This window comes from Pontibacter chitinilyticus, from assembly GCF_039748935.1.
GTDB classification, from domain to species: Bacteria; Bacteroidota; Bacteroidia; order Cytophagales; family Hymenobacteraceae; genus Pontibacter; species Pontibacter chitinilyticus.
In genome coordinates, this window is record NZ_JBDIZJ010000002.1 from 379,093 (window position 1) to 401,566 (window position 22,474).

The 22,474-nt window shown below is 52.5% G+C and carries 17 protein-coding genes; 7 read left to right on the plus strand and 10 right to left on the minus strand.

From position 1 onward, the window contains the following. Positions 1-165 precede the first annotated feature (165 nt). The 6 genes from ABDW72_RS05200 to ABDW72_RS05225 form a co-directional block, all read right to left on the minus strand. Positions 166-723 carry a carboxypeptidase regulatory-like domain-containing protein gene (locus ABDW72_RS05200; RefSeq protein WP_347157399.1) on the minus strand — a complete coding sequence of 186 codons (558 nt, stop codon included), beginning with the start codon at positions 721-723 and terminating at the stop codon, positions 166-168. A 10-nt stretch (positions 724-733) separates the two neighbouring features. After that, on the minus strand, positions 734-1,690 hold the full coding sequence (gene ftsY / locus ABDW72_RS05205; protein WP_347157400.1) for a signal recognition particle-docking protein FtsY: 957 nt from the start codon (positions 1,688-1,690) through the stop codon (positions 734-736). Positions 1,691-1,799: 109 nt separating this feature from the next. Next, positions 1,800-1,955: a DUF4295 domain-containing protein gene (locus ABDW72_RS05210; protein WP_347157401.1), complete on the minus strand. Its 156-nt coding sequence runs from the start codon at positions 1,953-1,955 to the stop codon at positions 1,800-1,802. Positions 1,956-1,957: 2 nt separating this feature from the next. Next, the gene (gene rpmG, locus ABDW72_RS05215; protein ID WP_347157402.1) at positions 1,958-2,146 is read right to left on the minus strand and encodes a 50S ribosomal protein L33; all 189 of its coding nucleotides are present in this window, start codon (positions 2,144-2,146) and stop codon (positions 1,958-1,960) included. A gap of 342 nt (positions 2,147-2,488) precedes the next feature. Then, the gene (gene rpmB / locus ABDW72_RS05220) at positions 2,489-2,728 is read right to left on the minus strand and encodes a 50S ribosomal protein L28 (RefSeq protein WP_347157403.1); all 240 of its coding nucleotides are present in this window, start codon (positions 2,726-2,728) and stop codon (positions 2,489-2,491) included. 141 nt (positions 2,729-2,869) lie between these two features. Next, positions 2,870-3,031, minus strand: a complete 162-nt coding sequence (locus ABDW72_RS05225) for a C1orf53 family protein (RefSeq protein ID WP_430438143.1) — start codon at positions 3,029-3,031, stop codon at positions 2,870-2,872. A gap of 207 nt (positions 3,032-3,238) precedes the next feature. On the opposite strand from ABDW72_RS05225, the gene rocD reads away from it, so the two are divergent. The 3 genes from rocD to ABDW72_RS05240 all read left to right on the plus strand — a co-directional run bounded on the left by rocD (position 3,239) and on the right by ABDW72_RS05240 (position 10,415). Beyond that, a complete protein-coding gene (gene rocD / locus ABDW72_RS05230; protein WP_347157404.1) occupies positions 3,239-4,480 on the plus strand; it encodes an ornithine--oxo-acid transaminase in 1,242 nt (413 codons plus the stop codon). A gap of 835 nt (positions 4,481-5,315) precedes the next feature. Next, the gene (hemB, locus tag ABDW72_RS05235; protein ID WP_347157405.1) at positions 5,316-6,287 is read left to right on the plus strand and encodes a porphobilinogen synthase; all 972 of its coding nucleotides are present in this window, start codon (positions 5,316-5,318) and stop codon (positions 6,285-6,287) included. Between the two features lie 369 nt (positions 6,288-6,656). After that, positions 6,657-10,415, plus strand: a complete 3,759-nt coding sequence (locus ABDW72_RS05240; protein WP_347157406.1) for a S8 family serine peptidase — start codon at positions 6,657-6,659, stop codon at positions 10,413-10,415. A 182-nt stretch (positions 10,416-10,597) separates the two neighbouring features. Here the strand turns inward: ABDW72_RS05240 and ABDW72_RS05245 are convergent, their stop codons facing one another. From ABDW72_RS05245 to ABDW72_RS05260, 4 genes are all read right to left on the minus strand, one after another. Next, positions 10,598-13,114, minus strand: coding sequence for a DUF5916 domain-containing protein (locus ABDW72_RS05245; RefSeq protein ID WP_347157407.1), 2,517 nt, complete (start codon positions 13,112-13,114; stop codon positions 10,598-10,600). 192 nt (positions 13,115-13,306) lie between these two features. Further along, positions 13,307-13,690 carry a co-chaperone GroES gene (locus ABDW72_RS05250; protein WP_347157408.1) on the minus strand — a complete coding sequence of 128 codons (384 nt, stop codon included), beginning with the start codon at positions 13,688-13,690 and terminating at the stop codon, positions 13,307-13,309. 17 nt (positions 13,691-13,707) lie between these two features. Beyond that, positions 13,708-14,235 carry a hypothetical protein gene (locus ABDW72_RS05255; protein WP_347157409.1) on the minus strand — a complete coding sequence of 176 codons (528 nt, stop codon included), beginning with the start codon at positions 14,233-14,235 and terminating at the stop codon, positions 13,708-13,710. Between the two features lie 137 nt (positions 14,236-14,372). Then, on the minus strand, positions 14,373-16,037 hold the full coding sequence (locus ABDW72_RS05260) for a S41 family peptidase (RefSeq protein WP_347157410.1): 1,665 nt from the start codon (positions 16,035-16,037) through the stop codon (positions 14,373-14,375). A gap of 244 nt (positions 16,038-16,281) precedes the next feature. Here ABDW72_RS05260 and ABDW72_RS05265 point away from each other — a divergent pair, with 244 nt between their 5' ends. From ABDW72_RS05265 to ABDW72_RS05280, 4 genes are all read left to right on the plus strand, one after another. Continuing rightward, positions 16,282-17,385, plus strand: coding sequence for a DUF4856 domain-containing protein (locus ABDW72_RS05265; RefSeq protein ID WP_347157411.1), 1,104 nt, complete (start codon positions 16,282-16,284; stop codon positions 17,383-17,385). 83 nt (positions 17,386-17,468) lie between these two features. Further along, a complete protein-coding gene (locus tag ABDW72_RS05270; RefSeq protein ID WP_347157412.1) occupies positions 17,469-18,587 on the plus strand; it encodes an imelysin family protein in 1,119 nt (372 codons plus the stop codon). A gap of 33 nt (positions 18,588-18,620) precedes the next feature. Then, positions 18,621-19,994, plus strand: coding sequence for an HTTM domain-containing protein (locus ABDW72_RS05275; protein ID WP_347157413.1), 1,374 nt, complete (start codon positions 18,621-18,623; stop codon positions 19,992-19,994). 8 nt (positions 19,995-20,002) lie between these two features. Further along, the gene (locus tag ABDW72_RS05280) at positions 20,003-22,429 is read left to right on the plus strand and encodes a TonB-dependent receptor domain-containing protein (protein ID WP_347157414.1); all 2,427 of its coding nucleotides are present in this window, start codon (positions 20,003-20,005) and stop codon (positions 22,427-22,429) included. Positions 22,430-22,474: the final 45 nt, after the last annotated feature.

Below are 22,474 nucleotides of genomic sequence, written 5' to 3' on the forward strand. Positions count from 1 at the left end.
GTACTTTGCAGGTAGCTCCTGCCCTTGTAAGTATGGCCTAAAGCTAGGGCAGATATTGCATAGAAGCACTACAAGAAAGCTTTTCCAGCGGAATATGAGCTTGCATTGACGCTGGTAAAACAGACGCTCCGTTCCAGTTGTGCAAGCGCGTGCGGTTACAATTACCTAATAACTAGCCCTATAGTTGATTACCAACTCCACGTTGGTTACTTGTCCTTTCTGCACCTCCACCGGGTTAATGTTCATCTCTCCGTCAAAAATACTGGCAAATAAGCCTTTCTCCTCTTTCGTGAAAAGGCTATAAGTACCGGGCTGCAGGTTAACGGAAAAGCTACCATCCGCATCAGTTTCCACCTGCGCCACAAGATTTGTTTTGAGGTTAGTATAGAAAACACCGTCTACAGCTGTTGCCTGGCTGGCATTTGTAAGTTCGTAGACGTATACAGTGCGCTGCACGCCTCTGCCCTGGCTGGGCGGTGCATCCGGAGAGGGCATTTGGTTGCCCGACTTCCAAAGCACTTTGCCAGCTATACCCTGCGAAACAGGCACTACCTGTTGTGAAGAGGCGCTGGCAGGTGCGCCAATTACCTGCCCTGGCTGCTGCGCAGGTGCTTGAGATTGCTCCATCTGTTGTTCTGATTGATTGGTACCCGTAGAAGCAGGCTTCGTACTGCTGCAGCAAGAGAGCAGCAGTGCCAGCGGTAACAGCAGGAGCTTATCCATTTAATGTGTATTAGCGTGAAAAGAAAGAATCTACAAATTCGTGCTTGTCGAATAATTGTAAGTCTTCAATTTTCTCGCCAACTCCGATATATTTCACCGGAATTTTAAATTCATCTGAAATTCCGATCACGACACCTCCTTTGGCGGTGCCGTCCAGTTTGGTGATGGCTAGGGCCGTTACGTCAGTTGCTTTGGTAAACTCGCGCGCCTGTAGCAGGGCGTTCTGTCCTGTGGAACCATCCAGTACCAGCAGCACTTCATGCGGCGTATCGGGCGTGATCTTCTGCATCACGCGCTTGATTTTGGTGAGCTCATTCATCAGGCCCACTTTGTTGTGCAGGCGGCCTGCCGTATCAATAATCACCACATCAGCATTCAGCTCAACGCCTTTTTTCACGGCATCGTAGGCCACAGAGGCCGGGTCGGTGTTCATGCCATGCGAAATAACCGGCACACCTACACGCTCGCCCCAGATGATCAGCTGGTCTACGGCTGCGGCTCGGAACGTATCGGCAGCACCGAGCACCACCTGCTTGCCTGCTTTATGAAACTGCGCCGCCAGTTTGCCGATCGTAGTGGTTTTGCCAACGCCGTTTACGCCGACCACCATAATCACGTAAGGCTTGATATCTTTGGGTAGGTCGAAGTTGGCGCCATCGCCGGAGTTGTTTTCTTCCAGCAGGGCCGCAATCTCCTCGCGCAGGATCTGGTCCAGTTCGTCGGTGCCTACATACTTGTCACGAGCTACGCGCTTTTCGATGCGGTCAATGATCTTTACGGTCGTTCCAACGCCTACATCGGCGTGCACGAGGATCTCCTCCAGTTCGTCGAGCACCTCTACATCCACTGTAGCTTTACCGACTACGGCTTTACTTAGCTGGCCAAAAAAGCTGGACTTGGTTTTCTCGAGGCCTTTGTCCAGCGATTCTTTCTTCTTCTCTTTACTGAAAAAGTCAAAAATTCCCATACCGGTCTTTATGAAGGGTGACGACTATCTCGGTGATACGGTAATATACTAAAAAAGTCCCGGTAAAGGGACTTCTTCGTGTTATCTATGTATAGTAGAGTAAGCTTGTTTATTTGCCAGAGAGAGCATCCTGTACTTTATCCACAGGCACCATCTCTTCCTTAAAGCTATAGGCACCAGTCTTAGGCGATTTAACAGCTTTGATCACTTTTGCCCAGTCTTTACCTGTGGCAGTCTTTAGGGTTGCAACGGTTTTCTTAGCCATGGTTATTTAATTTCTTTATGTACAGTTACTTTTTTCAAATTCGGGTTATACTTCTTCAGCTCAAGACGCTCCGGAGTATTCTTTCTGTTTTTGGTAGTGATGTACCTTGAAGTTCCAGGTATGTCAGTAGTCTTCTGCTCTGTGCACTCCATAATAACCTGGATTCTATTACCTTTTGCTTTTTTAGCCATCTCTCTATAATGATTTTTTATTTAGGACTGCAAATATAATTGCTTAAATCTCTAATTACAAACAAAGTATAATTTTTATTCCACCGCCTGTTCTAAAGCAAGCGCATGGTTTTACGTGCTTTGCGCACACCTGGCGCATTAACAGGCCGAAGCACACTATAAGCTATCGGCCGCCCGGAAGCGCAAAAAAACAGCAACGGAGCGAGCGGGAAGCTACAAAGCCTTACGTTCTCTCCGTTGCTGAGGAATTTATCTAAAGTAGCAGATGGCACCACAGACCTTGCATAGCCGAAGAAAGCGCAAAGGCTTAATCTAGTGCAATGCGGCAGCCTGGCAGGGCCACTAGTACATGATATAACCTTGCTCTACTGCTTTCTTCAACACAGCTGAGATACCGTTCTTATTGATGGTTCTCAAAGCTGAAGTAGAAACTTTCAGCGTTACCCAAGCATCCTCTTCAGGGATGTAGAAACGCTTCTTTTGCAGGTTTGGATAGAACTTACGCTTGGTTCTGTTATTCGCGTGAGATACGTTATTTCCTACTTGTGGTCTTTTTCCGGTTAAGTCGCAAACTCGTGCCATCTTGTATTTTTATCTAAATTATTTCAATAGGGGTGCAAATATCAGTAAAAAGATACAGAATCTCAAAGGGATAGCGAATATTTTTCCTGTAAACCTGTATAAAGATGGCCAAAGTACCCCGCCAGGGCGCTAGTTTTATACTTACTGGTCCTGTTTCTGTTGCTTTTTCCGGAACCCGTAAGGACAATGTTTGCAACCGTTCCGGCAGCAATAGCCACGCCGCAGCAGGTATTTTGCCGTAAACACCAGCAACCCCTGTTCGTTCAGGTAGTAGTCCTCTCCTTCTTTTAACTCTTCTCCCACCAGGTGTCTTTTGTTTGATGTGCCAGCGGTGCAAAGATATACATATTCTGCAACACGCTGCCGGGCAGCAGGGATATCTCCGGTTTCAAAGTCGGCGCTAATTCATTAGCTTTACAACATATAACTGTTTTTCCCTGTAAAAATCATAACTGCGGTATTCTGGTTGCCGGCAGTTCACCTTTTTACATCAACCTTAAAAATATAACTATGGATACGCTACCAATTACCTCCAGCCAACAAGAAATAGACATAGAGCACCAGTTTGGCGCCCACAATTACCATCCCTTACCCGTTGTGCTGAGCAAAGGCGAAGGCGTACACCTGTGGGATGTGGAAGGCAAGCATTACTACGATTTTCTGTCGGCTTACAGCGCCGTAAACCAGGGCCACTGCCATCCAAAAATCATCAGCGCCTTGGTAGAGCAGGCGCAGCAGCTCACCCTCACCTCGCGCGCATTTTATAACGACAAGCTGGGTGCAGCAGAGAAGTATGTGTGCGAGTACTTTGGCTACGACAAGGCGCTGTACATGAACTCCGGTGCCGAAGCGGTGGAAACAGCCCTGAAGCTGGCCCGCAAGTGGGGGTACCTCAAAAAAGGTATCGCCCCGAATAAGGCAGAGATCATTGTCGTGGAGCACAACTTTCATGGGCGCACCACCGGTATCATCTCCTTTTCTACCGATCCGGACTCTACCAAAGGCTTCGGTCCCTACATGCCAGGCTACAAAGTAATTCCTTATAACGATGCTACTGCTCTGGAAGAGGCTCTACAGGAGAACCCGAATGTGTGCGGCTTTCTGGTAGAGCCTATCCAGGGCGAAGCCGGCGTAATGGTGCCCGACCAGGGCTACCTGGCCAAAGCGCAGGCCTTGTGCAAAGAGTACAACGTGCTGCTGATTACGGATGAGATACAGACGGGTATTGGCCGCACCGGTAAACTGCTGGCCAGCTACTACGACGATGTAAAAGCCGACATACTTATACTTGGCAAAGCCCTGTCGGGTGGTGTACTACCAGTTTCCTGCGTACTGGCCAACGACGAGATCATGCTCTGCATTCAACCGGGCGAGCATGGCTCTACCTTTGGTGGCAATCCGCTGGCAGCCGTGGTGGCCATTGCGGCGCTGGAGGTGATCAAACAGGAGCAACTAACAGAAAATGCGTATCGCTTGGGCGAGAAGTTCCGGGAGCGTATGGAACAACTGAAAGCCAAACGCCCGGAGTTAGTCACACTGGTGCGTGGCCGCGGTCTGCTGAATGCAGTGGTTATCACCCCTACCCCCGATGGCCGCACTGCCTGGGATGTATGCGTTGCTTTGATGGAGAAAGGCCTACTGGCCAAACCCACCCACGGCGACATTATCCGTTTTGCGCCGCCGCTGGTTATTACCGAAGCCCAACTGCAGGAGTGCTGTGATGTAATTGAAGACGTAATTATGGGATTTTAGACGTTAGCACTTTAAGATATGAAAGGCGATACTGCTACCAGCGGTGTCGCCTTTTTGATTTTGGGCACTGTGGATGACGGGATTGGCTGTAGGATTTCAGTACCGGATCCAACCACCCCTACCCCTCAGAGCTGCGCTCGCAAGCTTCGAACTCGCGTTCTCGCTTGTCTAAGGAGGGGAGTTCTGTAGCTGAAGCGAGTTGAAGTGTACGTGCTATAGTACAAGCTTCGCTTCGTAGTACTGCTTTGTCCCTTCAGGCCGATGAAATCAGACTTCATCTCCGCCACGAATCTGGAGATTCGCGCTAGTACACTAGTTTATACTTGAGCTAAAGTGTAAACTGTAGCTATGAGAAAGCTTCCAGTCCTTGGGTGGAGCGCCTTGGTGGGTTGCGGTGCCCGTAAGGGCAGCGCGCCAGCGCAGGTTCACGCCACCGCGCTCAACCCGAGGTGCCCTCGCGGGCCAGAGCGCTCTAAAGCTAAAGATGCAACAAGCCAAGTATAAAACTGAGGAGTAAACCGCATCTAATAAGTATAGCTTGCCTCGTAAAGTATAAACAACAGCTAGCAAGTATAACCGAAAGTATGAGTAGGCTATTAAGTATAGCTTGCTAGCTAAACTATAAAACGGAAGTACAAACGGAAGCAACGCTAGCAACTCCCTGCACAACATCCTACTTTTCCAGCCTCCTTCCTTTTAACAAGCAACTCCTGCTTCAACCAATCCCGCAGCGTCCCGTCAACCTCAAAAAACGACGTCTATCATTCCGATTCCCCGGCTTTCACCGTACCTTTGCAGGAGTATGATTTAGAATAGATTCTGAAAACAAATTACTATGATCAGAAGACCAAGACGTAACCGCCAGACACAGGTGATTCGAGATATGGTGCAGGAGACAACCCTCGGCACGCAAGATTTAATTTACCCGCTTTTTTTAATAGACGGCCAGAACCAGCGCATCGAGGTAAAATCGATGCCGGGCATTAACCGCTTCTCCATTGATACAGTGCTGGAGGAGGTAGCTGCCTGCGTAGAGTTGGGCGTGAAAGCTTTTGCACCGTTCCCAAGTATACCCGAGGCGCAGAAAGACAAGTATGCCACGGAAAGCCACAACCCCGAAGGCCTTTTCCCAAGTGCGATCCGCGCCATCAAGAAGAACTTTCCGGAGGTAGCCCTAATCACCGATGTGGCCATGGACCCTTACAACTCTGATGGGCATGACGGCATTGTGGAGAACGGCGAGATCCTGAACGACGAAACGTTGGAAGTGCTTGGCAAAATGGCCCTGGTGCAGGCGCAGGCCGGTGCCAACATTGTGGCGCCATCGGATATGATGGACGGTCGCATCGGCCACATCCGGCAAGTGCTCGACGAGAACGGCTTCCAGAAAGTGGCGATTATGGCCTATACCGCCAAGTATGCCAGCGCCTTTTACGGCCCCTTCCGCGACGCGCTGGGCTCCGCGCCCAAGGCCGGCGACAAGAAAACCTATCAAATGAATTACGCCAACAGCCGTGAAGCGCTGATAGAGGCCGAACTGGACACGCTGGAGGGTGCCGACTACCTGATGGTGAAGCCCGCCCTCTCGTACCTCGACGTGATCAAGCTGCTGCGCGACAACTCCAACCTGCCGATTGCCGCCTACAACATCAGCGGCGAGTATGCCATGGTGAAAGCGGCTGCCCAAAATGGCTGGATAGACGGTGAAAAGGCGATGGTCGAGATCCTGACAAGTATAAAACGTGCTGGCGCCGACATCATCCTCACTTACTTTGCCAAAGAATATGCGCAGTTGCTGAAGAAATAGACACTTTTCTGCAGGATTTAAAAAGCGCGCTGGCATCAAAATACCGGCGCGCTTTTTAATTGCACTCCTGTACTATACTTGCTTGTCGCTATCCTGATGAAAGCGCCGCATGCTGCGGGTGCGCAACATAGGTTCTACAATTTGCGCCGGAGTTGTGCCCGCTGTTTACAAAGTGTTTACTTCTGAATGTGCTGCCGCTGGGGTAATACCGTACTACCACTGGCCCGGGCGGTTCAAACGCGTAAGGCGCTGCTATTCCGGCTCGGGTGTATACTTTTCAAAAATAAACTTCCTCCTGCGGGAACAACTTTGCCATTATCATCAATTTACACTAAATTGAGATACAATATTTTATCTACTGTTTTTTTTATGAGAAGACTGGGCCTTTGGAGCGTTGCATTATGCCTGGCAACGGCTACCACGGCGTTTGCACAGCAAACTATCACCCCGCATACTACTAATAAGAGTGCCTTACAGCGTATTGCCGGGACCGCAGCAAAAAACTACCAGGAGAGCCACGCCCGTGCAGTGGAACTCGCCCGACAGAACGGCTGGATTATAGAGAAAACCTTTGCTAACGGCCGACATATTGCATTGCAGGGCCTGGATGCGAAAGGCTTGCCAGTATACTACATCACGTATAACAACACCATCTCTGCCGTTACTACCCGAACAAATGAGCTTTGGAAGGGAGGAGCGCTCGGGCTAAACCTAGACGGTTCAAGTGCTGCTGTGGCAAACAAAATGGCCGTATGGGATGGCGGACGTGTGCGGGAAACACACCAGGAACTGATAGGCCGCGTAGTACAAAAAGACAAAGCCTCTGAAATAAACGACCACTCCACGCACGTAGCTGGCACGATGATGGCAACGGGCATAAACCCGGTAGCCAAAGGAATGGCCTACAATTATAAAAACCTGCAGGCGTATGACTTCAACAATGATGTGGCTGAAATGGCAAGTGCAGCCGATAACCTGCTCATCTCGAACCACTCGTACGGCACTATAGCTGGTTGGTACTATAACCCCGACCGCAAAGGCACCGACACAGATCCAGCCTGGGAGTGGTGGGGCGATACCGAGATTAGTGCGACCGAAGATTACAAGTTTGGCTACTATAATGCAGATGCCGCTGAATGGGATAAGATCGCTTATAATGCTCCTTACTATCTGATCGTAAAATCGGTGGGCAACAACCGGGGCGAAACTGGGCCTGAAGTAGGCGCTCCTTATTATCAACGCAATAAGAATGGGAAATTCACGCTGGTAAAAACCCGCCCGGACGGCCTTAGCAGCAACGACAGCTATGACGGGATCGCTACGTATGGCACGGCCAAAAACGTGCTGGCTGTGGGTGCGATTGATGCGATTGAAGAAGGCTATACCCAGCCCTCTGATGCCGCTGTCTCTGCCTTCAGCAGCTATGGCCCGACCGACGATGGCCGTATTAAGCCTGACGTGGTAGGCGATGGCGTTAACGTGCTGTCAACAACGGGCAGCGGAGACCGGGCCTATGAAATTATGAGCGGTACTTCGATGGCTGCTCCCAACGTTTCGGGCAGTTTGCTGCTGCTGCAGGAGCACTACGCCAACCTGCACCAGGGTACTTTTATGCGTGCCGCTACCTTGAAAGCCCTTGCCATTCATACAGCGAGTGAAACCGGCGAAACAGCCGGACCTGATTACAAGTATGGCTGGGGATTGCTCAATTCGGCAAAAGCAGCCAGCATGCTTACCAACGCCAACGGAACAAACCTGATTGAGGAAAATAGCCTAGAGCAGGATAAAACCTATACGCTGCAGGTAAAGGCCTCCGGTGCCGGACCATTAGTTGTCACCATCTCTTGGACAGACCCGGAAGCTACTGCCGTAGCGGAAGGCAGCGGTGCCCTGAATAACCGCACAGCACGCCTGGTAAACGACCTGGATGTACGGGTTACCAAAGGCACCACCACCTATATGCCCTGGACGCTGGATCCTACCCATCCAGAGGGCGCTGCGGTACCCGGCGATAACAAGCTGGATAACGTGGAACAAGTATACCTCGGCAATGCTGTTCCGGGCGAAACGTATACGATTACCGTTAAACACAAAGGCACCTTAGTCAAAGGACCGCAGGCCTATTCTCTGCTGGTGAGCGGTGTTGGAGGCAAAGCGTTCTGCACCAGCGCTGCTGCCACCACCGATGGTACCAGGATCAATAAAGTGACAGTGGGCAGCCAGGTCATCACAATGGCGGCAGGCGGCACCACGTATCAGAACCTCACCAACAATGTGTTCAGCTTTGAGCCAGGCCAGACAAAGCCCTTGACCGTTGAGCTTGGCACAACAGCCAGCGACGCCTCAAAAGTTGTTAAAGTGTTTGTTGACTGGAACGGTGACGGCGACTTTGACGATAATGGCGAACTGGCCGCAACGTCAGGCGTGCTGACTGGCAATGCGACTTATGCCACCTCACTTACGGCTCCGGCCACCCTCGTGACCGGCAACAAGGTACGCATGCGCCTGGTAGCCGAGGAAACGGCCGATGCCGCAGCCGTGAATGCCTGCGGCAGTTATGCCCATGGCGAAACGCAGGATTACCTGCTGCAGTTTAACAGGGCCGGCAAAGACATCGGCGTGTTGAGTGTTTTGCCAACAGGTGTTTCTTCCTGCGCCAGCAGCGCCCAAACCATAGCAGTTACACTGAAAAACTTTGGCACCAACGCGCAAAAGAATATACCGGTTACAATTAGTGTGCGCCAGAATAACCAAGAGATCGGAAAGCTGACGGGCACTTATACAGGAAGCCTAGAGCCAAACACACGGGTAGAATTTATACCGGAAGGCACCTTCGCAACTGAGCCGGGCGGCACTTACCAACTTGTTGCTTTGTCGGGCTTGCAGAACGATGTGGTGGAGAGTAATAACCGCTCCGATCTTTCCTTTACCGTAGGGCAGCCTTCGGCGGCACCTGATGCGGCAGTTTACCGCTGTGGCACGGAGTCGGCCTATACCCTCACCGGCACCGGTGACGGGGCCGTTTTCTGGTATCCCAGCGCAACCGCGACCACTCCAATAGCAGCAGGCAGTAACCTGCGCCTAACGGGCAACACGGCAGACAGCAAGTTTTTCGCCAGCCTCAACGATTTTAGCGCCACCATCGGGCCGGCCACAAAGAGCGTCTTCACCGACGGGGGCTACAACCAGTTTTCGCCGGATGTGGTGTTCAAAACCAATGCGCCGATACAGCTGGAAAGCGCCCGCCTATACATCGGGCACAGTGGCAAAATTAAATTTACAGTTTATAATGAAGATGGCGTTCCGGTATCTACCCGAACGCTTGCCGTAACTGCTACCCGCACTACTCCCGGAGAAGGAGTACAGCCTAACGACCCGAACGATAAAGGGGAAGTATACTACCTGGGCCTGGCGCTGCCAGAGGCCGGCACCTACTCTGTTGCCATCGCCTACCTGGATGGAGCCACCATCTTCCGAAACAACCAGGGCGTTAGTGGTTATCCGTTTGGCATCCCTAACGTGGTTCAAATCATCGGCAACACGGCTACTACAGCTTCTGAGAGCTACTATTATTACTTCTATAACCTGAAAGTAAGCGCCATTGGCTGTAAAAGTGAGCGCGTAGAAGTGCCGGTGCAGGTTGGTGCACCATTAACAACACCGGTAGTAGTGCGCGATGGAACAGCACTGAAATCCAGTGCGGCAGAAGGAAACCAGTGGTTCCTGGATGGCAAGCCAATAAGCGGCGCTACAGGCCAGTTGTATACTCCTACTGAGAGCGGCGATTATTCGGTTATGCAGCAGAAGCAAGGCTGTATATCAGATGTTTCTACCGCTTTCTCATTCAAGTATAACCCTGATCTGGAAGACCTGGGGCCGGTGCTGGTCGTATGGCCTAACCCAAGCGAAGGCATCTTTAATATTAGCCTAGAGACTTCAAAACCAGAGATCATTTCTTATGAAGTATATGATATGCTCGGCAATAAACTATACACCAGCAAAGCCACACAGCGCAACGGCCAGTACGAAAGTTCAGTGGACCTTAGCAAACGGGCATCCGGGGTGTATATGCTGCGCGTAACGCATGGCGACACTGTAGAATCGAAAAAGATGGTGGTGCAGCATTAAGTATACTTGTTGTGACTTAGCAAAAGCGGCCCCGGTTTGTACCGGGGCCGCTTTTGCTTTGATACGGATAGCAGTAGGATGCAGCATTTATACTTGCTACAGCTTCGCTTCAGCCATACAGGAAAGAGCAGGACTCTGACAATATTCCTTCCTGATCGCTTAAGTATGGGTTACAAACTGCTTTATTGTGCTTTCCTGAACAACCTGTTTCGTAGCGTAAGATAATCGAGGTAGTAGAGCACTTTGAGGGAGAGCGTATTATTTTGAGGAGAGGAAATGGTGTGGCTGAAATTATCAAAATAATGGGGTGTCACCTGGTCTTCCTGCTGCAGAATGGCATTCTTCCACACAAGGCTGATCTCACTGCCCGGTGCAAACCACCACGAGTAAACCATATCGACGTTAAAGGCGTTGAAGTTTACATCTTTGTTTTGGTTATAAGTATCAGGCAACAGCTCGCCTTTACTGGTTAGCTGAAAAAACCGGCTGTAAGTTGCTTTAGACCAGTAATGGCGTGCCCGCAGCGTCAGCGACATACGGTTGTTAAAAATGTAGCTGCCCGACAAGGAATTAGAAACAGAATTCACATTGCGCAGTCCAAAAATGATCTTCTGCCGGGGCTGGCCATCTTCTGTTGCAGTAAAATCATCCGCATAACCCATGTCATCCAGGTGGTTTTCAGAACTATAGTTGTACACAAACATCAGCCGGTCGTTTACCTGGTAGCGGGGCGAGAAAGCATAGTTAAAGTTATGCCGCTTGTTCTCCTGAAAGCGCCGGTAATTCATTTCTACGTCAAGGGCCAGTTTCTTCCGGTAGTCTGTAGAGAACCAACCTGCAATGTTATAGTTGGTCGGGAAGTAGTAATACCAACCTGCCACGCGTGGTTCAAAATAGTCGTACGTCTTTACCGGCTCCATATTTACGTGCAATCCGGCGCTAAAGAAATTCTTAAAAGTGCCATTCACCTCGCCATAGATGACAAAATTCTGAAACGCATCCGGCCGGTAACGGCGGGAGTAATTTGCCCCTAGGTGGGTGTACAGGTTCAGTAACTCCCAGAAAGGCTGGTAAATGTTATAGCTTAGGTTTAGCTCCTCCTCCTTGTTATTGTTGGTAAACAGGATGCCCAGATCATTTGGGTTGTAAGTATCCGACTCCACCGAATGCGAAATGCTGTACTGAAAGTTTCCGCTCACCTTCCCAAACTCCAGGGCATACGTGTGGCCCAGCGCGGTACTGTCGGAGAAGTATCGCTGACTAAGAGCGCCCTTGCCTTGCAGCGCATACTTGTTCCCTTTGCTGGCTACTCGGAAAAGAGCCCCGGTTAGATTGGCATCGTAGGTGGTGCCCTGCCGCACAACGCTGGTGTTAACCAAGGTTACGTACGAGTTGTTTTTTAGCGATTGGTCCAGCACGACAATGTTGTAATTGGTCAGCGGCTGTGTTTCCTTTTTAAAGCGCTCTCCGGTAGCATCTTCCAGGGTGGCATACTGCCGGCTCACCACCGCATTAAACACGCCTACTCCCAACCCCGACTTGGTGCGCCCCGACAGCTTGGTGCCGTTTAGCATCTTGGTCTCCAAAGGGTTTTCAATTACTTTATACCCGCGCTCGGCCTCTGCATCAGCATCCAGGTAATTAACGGGCACACCTCCAATGCGGCGCGAGTAAAAGAAATCACCTTTGTTAAACAGCTCAGTTCCCTCCATAAAGAAAGGACGGTTCTCATTAAACTGTGTCTCAAAAGGCCCTAAGTTCAGTATCTGGTTATCCGATTGCACTTGGCTGAAGTCGGGGATCAGTGTCATGTCCAGGGTAAAAGCGTCGCTAATGCCATACTTCACATCCATGCCGCCGCTAAAGTTTACCGCATCTTTATACCCAGTGCCGCCGCTGCCTTCTTTTTGGTAGGGATAGCGTTCCGCCAGAACAGAAACATACGGCGTAAAGGAGAGGCGCAGCGGAGGCTTAATGTTGTGGAGGCCGGTAAGAGTACCATACTGATTCACAAAACCATCCACCGCCGGGTCCTCATAATTCCAGAAGTAGCCTTGCCGCGTCGACTGGCGGTTGCGCATAAAGTTGAGTCCCCATACTTGCTCGGGCTTGCTGCTGAAACGGATAGCGGAATAAGGGATGCGCAGTTCAGCTACCCAATCAGTACCCTGCAGGCTGGCCGCACTTTCCCACACGGCATTCCAGCTGAAATCTTCGCCATTGCTGGAGTAGCGGGCATCGAGCTGCACCCCGGCAGGAGTCACAAAAAAGCCGAACGCATTGGTGCCATCATGATAAGTATCCAGAAAAATACCGAACCAGTCTGTGTTGCCCAGGTCGTCCCGGGTGCCCATCTGCCGGAAGATGGAATCCTGGGCTACATCGTGCATGAGCGCGCCCACGTAAATGGCTTCGTCATCGTACAGGATGCGTACTTCGGTGGGGTGTTTCTCAAGCGGGCCCGGCGTTGGCCGGTTCTGGATAAAACGGGTGGCGATCTCCGCCTTTTGCCATACAGCCTCGTCCAGCAGGCCATCAATTTTTGGCACCTCTGTTACGCGTAGCGCCTGCAAGGTTTTTTGCGGATGCACAACAGCTTTTTTGCCACTGTTCTGTGCCACCAGTATAAAAGGCGCACCTGTAAATACCAGCAGCAGATACAGGGACAAGGGAAAAAGTGGCGGTAAAGCTCTATTCATAAAGCAAAAATAGCAGGCAAAGCGCCAAAGCGCATGGTTAAGTATGGGTAGGCTAAAGAGGGGACTTTAGTGGCAAAGGTTGCCTGAGGCGCAGAAAAAATGTGCTTTGCTTTGATAATAGCAGTCCTCATACACAACGCCATACTTGGTAAGTATGGCGTTGTGTATGAGGACTGAGAAAGTTAACTGCTGCTAGAGGTCTTCTTCGCGCACCAGCATGAGTACGGCCGATTGCGGCACAATAAAGTATTTTTCACTCAGATAATTGATCTCGATGGCATCGCGCTGCAGGTAAATGGCCAGGTCTCCTTCTTTCGACTGAAGCGGAATGTAGCGCACATCCTCTTCCTCGTCTCCCCGCTCCCAAGGCTCATCATCAAAGCCGTAATCAGCCGGAATAGCATACCCGGGCCCTACTTTCATGACATAGCCTTCCTGCACTTTCTCTTTTTCCTGTACGCCGGGTGGCAGGAACAAGCCGCTCTTGGTCTGCTCCCGGGCCGACTTTGGCTTGATCAGCACGCGGTCGCCGACGATGATGATCTTCTCTAATTTATTTTTATCAGATATCCTCATGGGTAATGTATGCATACTTATAATGGATCTGCGGTTACTTTAAAACGCATGCCGGCGTTAATGGCAATATCACTTGCTATCGGTTTCGCCAAAACCGCTTTCGTTCTGATCGTATAGGCATCACCTTTGATATACTCATCCAGCTTGGCATTGGTCAGCTTCAGCTGCAGCGTACGCACATTTTGCGGTACCTCATCCAGGTACGCGATCTTCGTTTCCCCTTGCTGCTCACTGGAGATGTATAGTTCAATACCTTTCAGAAAATTGAAGTTCTCGTTTTGCGGATCTGTAATGGTCAGTTCCAGTTGCTGCAGCGTTACATCCTTTACCAGTTCTGCCCTCGTTTTGTTGTTCTTAAATGTCTCTTCCGAGTTAGTAGTAACAGTAACGGGAGTTAACGGCACGACCTGCCCCAGCGGGAAAGTAGCCTCTACTTTAATTTCTTCGTCCTGGTTGATATAAAAGGTCAGGAGATCATCAATTTTATTACAGGCAATGCCAGCAAGGGCCAGTAGCCACACAACAGGTATAAGGGCTTTTCGCATATAAGTAGTATAAGGGCAATATAAAACGGCAGAAGAAAAGGCTGTCCCATTCTTCTGCCGCAATTTACAAAATAGAGTGCAATTTATGGCACCCTACTATTGCGCCCCTCCTGCATCCTATACTTTCCAAAGCACTATTAGCTGCCGTTCTTTGCCAGTTGCTGTGCCCTGCTAAACTGCTTCAGGGCCTGCTGAAACTCCTCGTCTGTGGCGTGCAGCACTTGGAAGAAGCCGTCGTTGCCATACACACTTCGTGCAATAAAAGCCTTCAGATTGTTCCGGATAAGGTGCTTTGACCGCTTAAACTGTGCCTCGTTATACTCAACACCGGCTTTTCCGGCCATCTGCAGCATCTGTTGCAGCATCGCGTCTGAAACCTCAAAGCTTTGCTTAAACTTCTGCAGCGGCAGCTTCTCCAGTTCCTTCCGGTGGTCGTGGTAATACTCTAAAGTATACTCCCGCAGAATACTCTTGTTATAGAGCTGGCTCAGGTAGGGCGAGAGCTCGGTCGTATCGCGGGCCACAAACACATCGGGCATAATGCCACCGCCGCCATACACGTTGCGGCCATGCAGCGTGTGGTACTTCAGCGAGTCTGCAAACAGGCTGCTATCGGGATGGAAGTACTCCCCGTTCTCATACCGGTGCAGGATGTCTTTCTGGTACTCTTCCGGATCGCCGTTGTAAGGTTTCTGAATGGAGCGGCCACTTGGCGTATAATAGCGCGAAATGGTCAGGCGCAGTTCGGAGCCATCGTTCAGCGGAATCGGCATTTGCACCAGTCCCTTACCAAAAGAGCGGCGGCCCACAATCAGCGCGCGGTCATTGTCCTGCAGAGCACCAGCCAGAATTTCAGAGGCGGAGGCGCTTCCTTCGTCCAGCAGCACGATCAGTGGCCCATTCTCAAAATCACCTTTGGTGCGGGCATAAGTTTTGGAATCATACTTGTCGCCTTTGCCATCGGTATACACAATCATCTTGTCGCCGGAAATAAACTCATCGGCCATGCGGGTAGCGTGGTCCATGTAGCCACCGGGGTTGCCGCGCAGGTCCAGTATAAGCTGCTGCAGCCCTTTTTTCTTTAGCTCCGTAAGCGCCTGTTTAAACTCTTCGAACGTGTTAGCCGAGAAGCGGCTGACCTTGATATAGCCAGTCTTGTTATTTACCATGTAGCTGGCATCAACCGAGGTAGTTGGTATCTTACTGCGTTCGATGGTGAAGCTGAGTGGCTTTTTGCTGTCTTTGCGCACCACGCCGAGGGCTACTTTCGTGCCTTTGGGGCCGCGGAGCCGCTTAAAAACACCTTCGTTGTTGATGCCGATGCCAGCCACATTCTCCCCATCCACTTCCACGATCTTGTCGCCGGCCTGTATGCCAGCTGCCTCAGAGGGGCCACCACTCAGGGGGGTGATCACAAAAATAGTATCCTGAAAAATATTGAACTCTACACCGATGCCTTCGAAATCTCCTTCCAACTGCGAACGGGCCATAGCCAGTTCATCGGCCGGAATATACGCCGTATGCGGGTCCAGCTTCTCCAGCATCTTACTAATGGCGTAATCCGACAATTCCTCCACGTCCACCGAGTCCACGTAATCGCGATCGATGTAGCTGAGAATGTCGCGGAATTTAAGGTAACTGCGGGCAGTACCCTGCGGATCGTTAGTAGAAGGCGAAAAGGTAGTGGCGCCAATCAGCACCCCTACTACCAGTGCCATGGCTATAAAAAGCGGCAGCTTTATTTGAAACGGCGAGTTGCGGATGCTTCCTTGCTCTTCCTCTTTCTCCATTTTGTCCATCATTTAAAATAAGCATGAGGCAGCAGCTACAGCAACGCAACTGCCAACACTAAAGATAACGATATAACCGCAGACTACTATAGTATACCAAGGTAGAATTGCCAAAGTTGCAGCTAAATCTAACAGGTAACCTTATGCTTAGAATGCTTATTTAAAATAATTATAAATAAGGCTTGCCTCTGGAACTTTTCTGTCCTAGCTTTGCTCCCATTATTGATAATAAGTCTAAATAAAGATTACTCAAATTATGCTGCACGTCTTCAAACATAGAACACTTGCTACTATTGCCATCGCCTGCTTCGCTGCATTTACCTCCTGCTCTGACGACAAAGAGGACGTTACCCCCGCTTATGAGGTACCCACGACCTATACGTTTGAGAACGTGAATTACGCCGGGCAGACCACACGCCTGAACATGCTCAACGAGTTGAACGACTACATTAAAACAGGCAACAACGGCGAAGTGCTGAGTGGCCAAAAGATCAAAAACATGTATGCCAACACGGCTGCTCCTTTTGCCGATGCCGCGCTGAACAGCTCCGACAAGCAGCTTAAAGATAAAACAATTGCCACGGCGCAGGCGCAGTACGAAGGTTATTTTGATGCGGTAGCCCTGGCCAGCCAGTCTGCCGGCGCGCCGGCCAGCAACGGCACGGCCGGCCTTTTAACCACAGCTGACGGGTCTAGAACATACCTGGTAGATGCCAAGGGGGTAGAGCTGGCGCAGCTGATCAAAAAAGGGCTGATGGGCGCGATCTTATACTACCAGGCGGTAGACCATTACCTGACAGAAGAAGAAATTGGCGCTGCCGTGGATAACAAGACCGTAACGCCGGGCGAAGGCACGGCCATGCAGCACCACTGGGACGAAGCGTTCGGTTACTTTGGCGCCCCCACCGACTTCCCAGCTAACACCACGAATGCTCTATACTGGGCTGGCTACAGCACGGAGGTAGACGCCGCCCTGGGCAGCAACAAAGCCATGATGGATGCCTTTATCAAAGGCCGCGCCGCCATCAACGCCAACGACATGAAAGCTAAGGACGCCGCTGCCGCCACCCTGCGCCAAGAGTGGGAGCGCCTGGCGGTGGCCTCCGCCATCATGGAGCTGAAAGAAGCCCGTGAGAATATAGCAGACCAGGCCAAGAAAAGCCACTACCTCTCAGAGGGCAAAGGCTTTGTGCTGAGCCTGGCCTACAAAGGCGATCGCGTGATCTCCGAGGCCAAGTATAACGAGGTGCTGGCCAAGCTCGGCGATAACTTCTACACCACTACCGCGGACGACGTTGCCGCCGCCATTGACATCCTGAGCACTGCGTACCAGATGGACAACATCAAGGCGCAGCTGTAGGCCACGAAGCAAAGCAAATAAACCAGAAGCGCAGCTGCTGTGGCCTTGGCCCTGGCAGCTGCCTTTCGCATTAAACCAACTTTATGAAAGCTTACAAAACCTATACCGTTGCAGTGTTTACGTGCTTGGCCACATTAGCTGGCTGCAGCTCCGACAAGGAGGACAACGGCAGTCCGCAAACAGAATACGACCGGCAGGCCATGCTGGCAAACTATTCTCAAAACCTGATCGTGCCAGGCTACCAGGCGCTAAAAACAACGACAGATGAGCTGACGGCGGCGGTCTCGGCATTTACCGCAAGCCCTTCCGCTACGACCCTGGCAACAGCCCGCCAGGCTTATGTAGCCGCCTACAAGGCCTGGCAGGATGTGAGTGTCTACAGCTTTGGCCCCGCTGACGAGCAGTTGCTGCGTAACAACCTCAATATCTATCCAACTTCCACTTCAGAGATCGAGGCTAACATCGCCACGGGCACCTACGACCTGCAGACATCCGCGAACCTGGACGCCAAAGGCTTCCCGGCGCTGGACTACCTGCTGTACGGCTCGCCCACCGAGGCCGACGTAATCACGCTTTATACTTCTGATGCCAAAGCGGAGAGCCGCAAGCAGTACCTGCAGGACGTGGCCGGGCTGATCAAGCAAAGAGCCGAGACGGTATACACCAGCTGGACAAGCGGCAACTATGCCGATACCTTCCAGAAAGCAGCCGGCACAGCTGTTGGCAGCGCTGTAGGTAACCTGGTCAACCAGCTCAACTCCGACATCGATTTGACTAAACGCGCCAAGGTAGGCATCCCGAGCGGCCGCTTTACCGCCGGCAGCGCCTACCCCGAAAAGGTGGAAGCCTACTACAGCCATACTTCCCTGGACCTGCTGAAGCGGGCCATCAGCGCCGAGAAAGCCGTGTTTATGGGCCAGCACGCCAACGGCACCAACGGCCCTGGCCTCGACGATTACCTGGACCACGTGGGCGCCAAGTATAACAACACCCTTTTGTCGGAGGCGATTGAGGCGCAGTTCGATGCCGCCCTGGCCGCGGCCAATGCCGTACAGGGGCCGCTATCGGAGGCGGTTACCACGCAACCGCAGGCCGTGACCAAAGTATACGACGAGCTGCAGAAGCTCATTGTGCTCACTAAAACCGATATGCCGGCCGCCCTGGGTGTAACCATCACCTACACCGACAACGACGGCGATTAAATTGGCCGCAGCAAGTATAAAAATGCGTTTACAATGCCTTCCAAGCTGAAGTCCTACCTCTCTGCTCCCGTGTCTGCCGCGCCGCTGGCGGTATTCCGCGTTATTTTTGGCGGGATGATGCTGGCCAGCGTACTGCGCTTTATGGCCAAAGGCTGGGTGACAGAGCTGTATGTGCTGCCCAAAGTATACTTCCCCTACTATGGCTTTGAATGGGTAAAACCCCTGGGCGAGGCGGGCATGTATGCCGTGTTTAGCCTGATGGCACTGGCGGCGCTGGGCCTGATGCTGGGCTTGTTTTACCGCTTGTCGGCGCTGCTGTTTTTCCTGAGCTTTACGTATGTGGAGCTGCTCGACAAGACCAATTACCTCAACCATTACTACTTTGTGAGCGTGGTGGCTTTCCTGCTGATGCTGGTGCCGGCCAACCGCCATTTCTCAGTAGACGTGCTGCGCAAGCCGCACCTGTGGGCCAGTCAGGTGCCCCGCTGGACCGTGCTCATCTTTCAGGGGCAGTTGGGACTCGTGTACTTCTATGCCGGCGTGGCCAAGCTCAACCCCGACTGGCTGCTGGAGGCCATGCCGCTACGCTACTGGCTGCCGGCGCACACGCACCTGCCCCTCATCGGGCCGCTGCTCGACAAAGTATGGGTGGCCTACCTGTTTAGCTGGTTCGGCGCCCTCTACGACCTCACCATTCCGTTTTTTCTGAGCTGGCGCCGGAGCCGGTGGCTAGCCTACCTCACCGTGATCGTGTTTCATGTGCTCACGGCGGTGCTGTTCCCCATCGGCATGTTCCCCTACATCATGATTGTCAGCACGCTGGTTTTCTTCTCTCCGCAGTTTCATGAAACGCTGTTGCGCTGGGGCAGAGCCATTGCCCAGGTGCCGCAGCCTGTGCTGCAGCGAACCGCGGCGGTTGCAGGTCAGCCGGTGCTTTTATACTTGCTGGCGCTGTACCTGGTGGTGCAGGTGCTGGTGCCCTGGCGCTTTCTGCTCTACCCCGGCAAGCTGTTCTGGACCGAGCAGGGCTACCGCTTCTCGTGGCGGGTGATGCTGATGGAAAAAACCGGCACGGCTTTCTTTTATGTGCGGGACCCGCGCACCGGCTACGAGATCGAGATCAACAACAAAGAATACCTGACCCTGAACCAGGAAAAGCAGATGGCCACGCAGCCCGACATGCTGTTGCAGTTTGCCCACCTGTTGCAGGAGGAATTTGCCCGCCGCGGCATGCCCGGGGCGCAGGTGCGGGCCGAAGTATACGTGAGCATGAACGGCCGGGGCAGCCGCCTGCTGCTCGACCCCACCGTGAACCTGGCAGCCGAGCACGAGAGCTTTTTGCCCAAAACCTGGATCTTACCTTTTGATGACGTTACGCCGCCACAGCAGATGGCCGGCTCAAATTAACACCGAACATGCGTGTAGCGCTTACCTCCTTTCTTGTGCTTTGCAGCTGCCTGACAGCCCTGGCACAGTCTTTTTCAATTTCCGGCAACGTGACCAGCGCCGGCAACGGGCAGCCTTTGGCACAGGCCGAGGTGCTGCTCACCAACACGGGCACCATCGCCAAAACCAACAGCCAGGGTGCCTACCAGTTAAATAACCTCGCCGCCGGCACCTATACCCTCACCGCCTATAGCCCCGGCCTAGGGAGCCAGACGCAGCAGGTCATGATCGGCAGCAGCGATGTGGTCCTTAACTTCATACTGAAGCCCTTGGAGGGAACACTGCGCGAGGTAAACGTGAAAGGGGAACGGGAGAAAACGCTGGGCATCGGCCACCTGAACGCCGTGGAAGGCACCGCCATTTACGAAGCCAAGAAAAGTGAGGTAGTGGTGCTGAGCGAGATCACAGCCAACAAAGCCACCAACAACAGCCGCCAGGTGTTTGCGAAGGTAGCCGGCCTCAACATCTGGGAAAGCGATGGCGCGGGTCTGCAGCTCGGCATTGGCGGCCGCGGCCTCAGCCCCAACCGCACCTCCAACTTTAACACCCGCCAGAACGGCTACGACATCAGCGCCGATGCCCTCGGCTACCCGGAAAGCTACTATACGCCGCCCACCGAAGCCCTCGACCGGATTGAGGTAGTGCGGGGTGCGGCTTCGCTGCAGTATGGCACGCAGTTTGGCGGCATGATCAACTTTGTGATGAAAGAAGGACCAAAAGACAAGCCGTTTGAGCTGACTACCCGCCAGACAGCCGGTTCCTGGGGCCTTTTCAACTCGTTCAACAGTGTAGGTGGCACAGCCGGAAAGCTGAATTACTACGGCTTTTACCAGTACAAGCGCGGCGATGGCTGGCGCGAAAATTCCGGCTTTGATGCGCATACCGCGTTTGGATCACTTAAGTATAGCCCTTCTGAAAACCTCAGGATCAGCTTCGATTATACCTTTATGGACTACCTGGCGCAACAGCCGGGTGGCCTGGACGCAACCGCCTTTGCCCAGAACGCGCGGCAGTCGGTGCGCGACCGCAACTGGTTTAGCGTGAGGTGGAACCTGATGGCCCTGCAGCTGGACTACCGCCTGAGCGAGCGCACCAAGCTGAACGTCCGCAACTTTGGCCTGCTGGCCGAGCGCGACGCCCTGGGCTACATGGGCAAAATCAACCGCCCTGATGACCTGACGGCTCCGCGGACGCTGCTGCAGGACCAGTTCCATAACTTCGGCAACGAAACGCGCCTCATCCACCGTTACGACTTCCTCAACACCTTCTCTACGCTGCTGGTGGGCGCCCGCTACTACCACGGTTTTACAGATCAGAAGCAGGGAAATGGCTCTGCGGCTTCTGGTGCTGATTTTAAGTTTTACTCCGAATCCGGCGGCCCCAGCACCTCCGACTATGATTACCTAAGCCGCAACGTGGCGCTGTTTGCCGAGAACATCTTTAACCTTACGCCCCGGCTAAGTATAACCCCGGGCCTGCGCTACGAGTGGATCAACACCAATGCCGATGGCAGCTACCAGGACCAGGTAACCGACCAGGCCGGCAACGTGATTCGCGATGAAACCGTGCCCGAGGCCCGCAGCAACTCCCGCAATGTGCTGCTGCTGGGCCTGGGCCTGAGCTACAAACCCAGCGAGCAGCTGGAGGTGTACGGCAACTTTTCGCAGAACTACCGGGCCATCAACTTCAACGACATGCGCATCATCAATCCAAACCAGTTCGTAGATCAGCACCTGCAGGACGAAAGCGGCTACAGCGCCGACCTGGGTTTCCGGGGGAATATCAGCGGCATGGTGACGTATGATGCCAGTCTGTTTTACCTGGCCTACCAAAACCGTATCAACTTTAAGAATATACCGGGCACCACCAACCGGATCCGCACCAATGTGGGCGACTCGCGCAACATTGGCCTGGAAACTTTTGTGGAGGCCGACCTGCTGAAGCTATACGATTGCCCGAACCACCCGACCAGCCTCTCCGCCTTCTCCAACATCACACTGGTCAACACTAAGTATAGCAGCCCCGACAAAGCCACCGACGGCAACCAGGTAGAGCTGGCGCCGCCAGTTATTGCCAAATTGGGCCTCTCATTTAAGCGCCGCAACCTGAAACTGGCGTACCAGTATTCGTATACGGCCAGGCAATACACCGATGCCCAGAACAGTGAAGACAATGCCGCTACGTTCGATCCCTCAGCGGTGGTAGGCGAGATACCCGCTTACTGGGTGATGGACCTCTCGGGCAGCTACACGTATAAGCACTTCACTGTGGAAACAGGCATCAGCAACCTGACAGACAACCGCTACTTCACGCGCCGTGCTGTCGGCTACCCCGGTCCCGGCATCATCCCCTCAGACGCCCGCAACTACTATGTAACATTGCAGTTTAAGTTGTAGAGCGGCTAAGGCGCTGTAAACACAGGCCTGCCTGCGCGGTTTTAA

Bases quoted from the DNA above. Each gene is read 5' to 3' on its own strand.
- ABDW72_RS05200 (WP_347157399.1), bottom strand. From the start codon at position 723: ATGGATAAGCTCCTGCTGTTACCGCTGGCACTGCTGCTCTCTTGCTGC.
- ftsY (WP_347157400.1), bottom strand. From the start codon at position 1,690: ATGGGAATTTTTGACTTTTTCAGTAAAGAGAAGAAGAAAGAATCGCTG.
- ABDW72_RS05210 (WP_347157401.1), bottom strand. From the start codon at position 1,955: ATGGCTAAGAAAACCGTTGCAACCCTAAAGACTGCCACAGGTAAAGAC.
- rpmG (WP_347157402.1), bottom strand. From the start codon at position 2,146: ATGGCTAAAAAAGCAAAAGGTAATAGAATCCAGGTTATTATGGAGTGC.
- rpmB (WP_347157403.1), bottom strand. From the start codon at position 2,728: ATGGCACGAGTTTGCGACTTAACCGGAAAAAGACCACAAGTAGGAAAT.
- rocD (WP_347157404.1), top strand. From the start codon at position 3,239: ATGGATACGCTACCAATTACCTCCAGCCAACAAGAAATAGACATAGAG.
- hemB (WP_347157405.1), top strand. From the start codon at position 5,316: ATGATCAGAAGACCAAGACGTAACCGCCAGACACAGGTGATTCGAGAT.
- ABDW72_RS05240 (WP_347157406.1), top strand. From the start codon at position 6,657: ATGAGAAGACTGGGCCTTTGGAGCGTTGCATTATGCCTGGCAACGGCT.
- ABDW72_RS05245 (WP_347157407.1), bottom strand. From the start codon at position 13,114: ATGAATAGAGCTTTACCGCCACTTTTTCCCTTGTCCCTGTATCTGCTG.
- ABDW72_RS05250 (WP_347157408.1), bottom strand. From the start codon at position 13,690: ATGAGGATATCTGATAAAAATAAATTAGAGAAGATCATCATCGTCGGC.
- ABDW72_RS05255 (WP_347157409.1), bottom strand. From the start codon at position 14,235: ATGCGAAAAGCCCTTATACCTGTTGTGTGGCTACTGGCCCTTGCTGGC.
- ABDW72_RS05260 (WP_347157410.1), bottom strand. From the start codon at position 16,037: ATGATGGACAAAATGGAGAAAGAGGAAGAGCAAGGAAGCATCCGCAAC.
- ABDW72_RS05265 (WP_347157411.1), top strand. From the start codon at position 16,282: ATGCTGCACGTCTTCAAACATAGAACACTTGCTACTATTGCCATCGCC.
- ABDW72_RS05270 (WP_347157412.1), top strand. From the start codon at position 17,469: ATGAAAGCTTACAAAACCTATACCGTTGCAGTGTTTACGTGCTTGGCC.
- ABDW72_RS05275 (WP_347157413.1), top strand. From the start codon at position 18,621: ATGCCTTCCAAGCTGAAGTCCTACCTCTCTGCTCCCGTGTCTGCCGCG.
- ABDW72_RS05280 (WP_347157414.1), top strand. From the start codon at position 20,003: ATGCGTGTAGCGCTTACCTCCTTTCTTGTGCTTTGCAGCTGCCTGACA.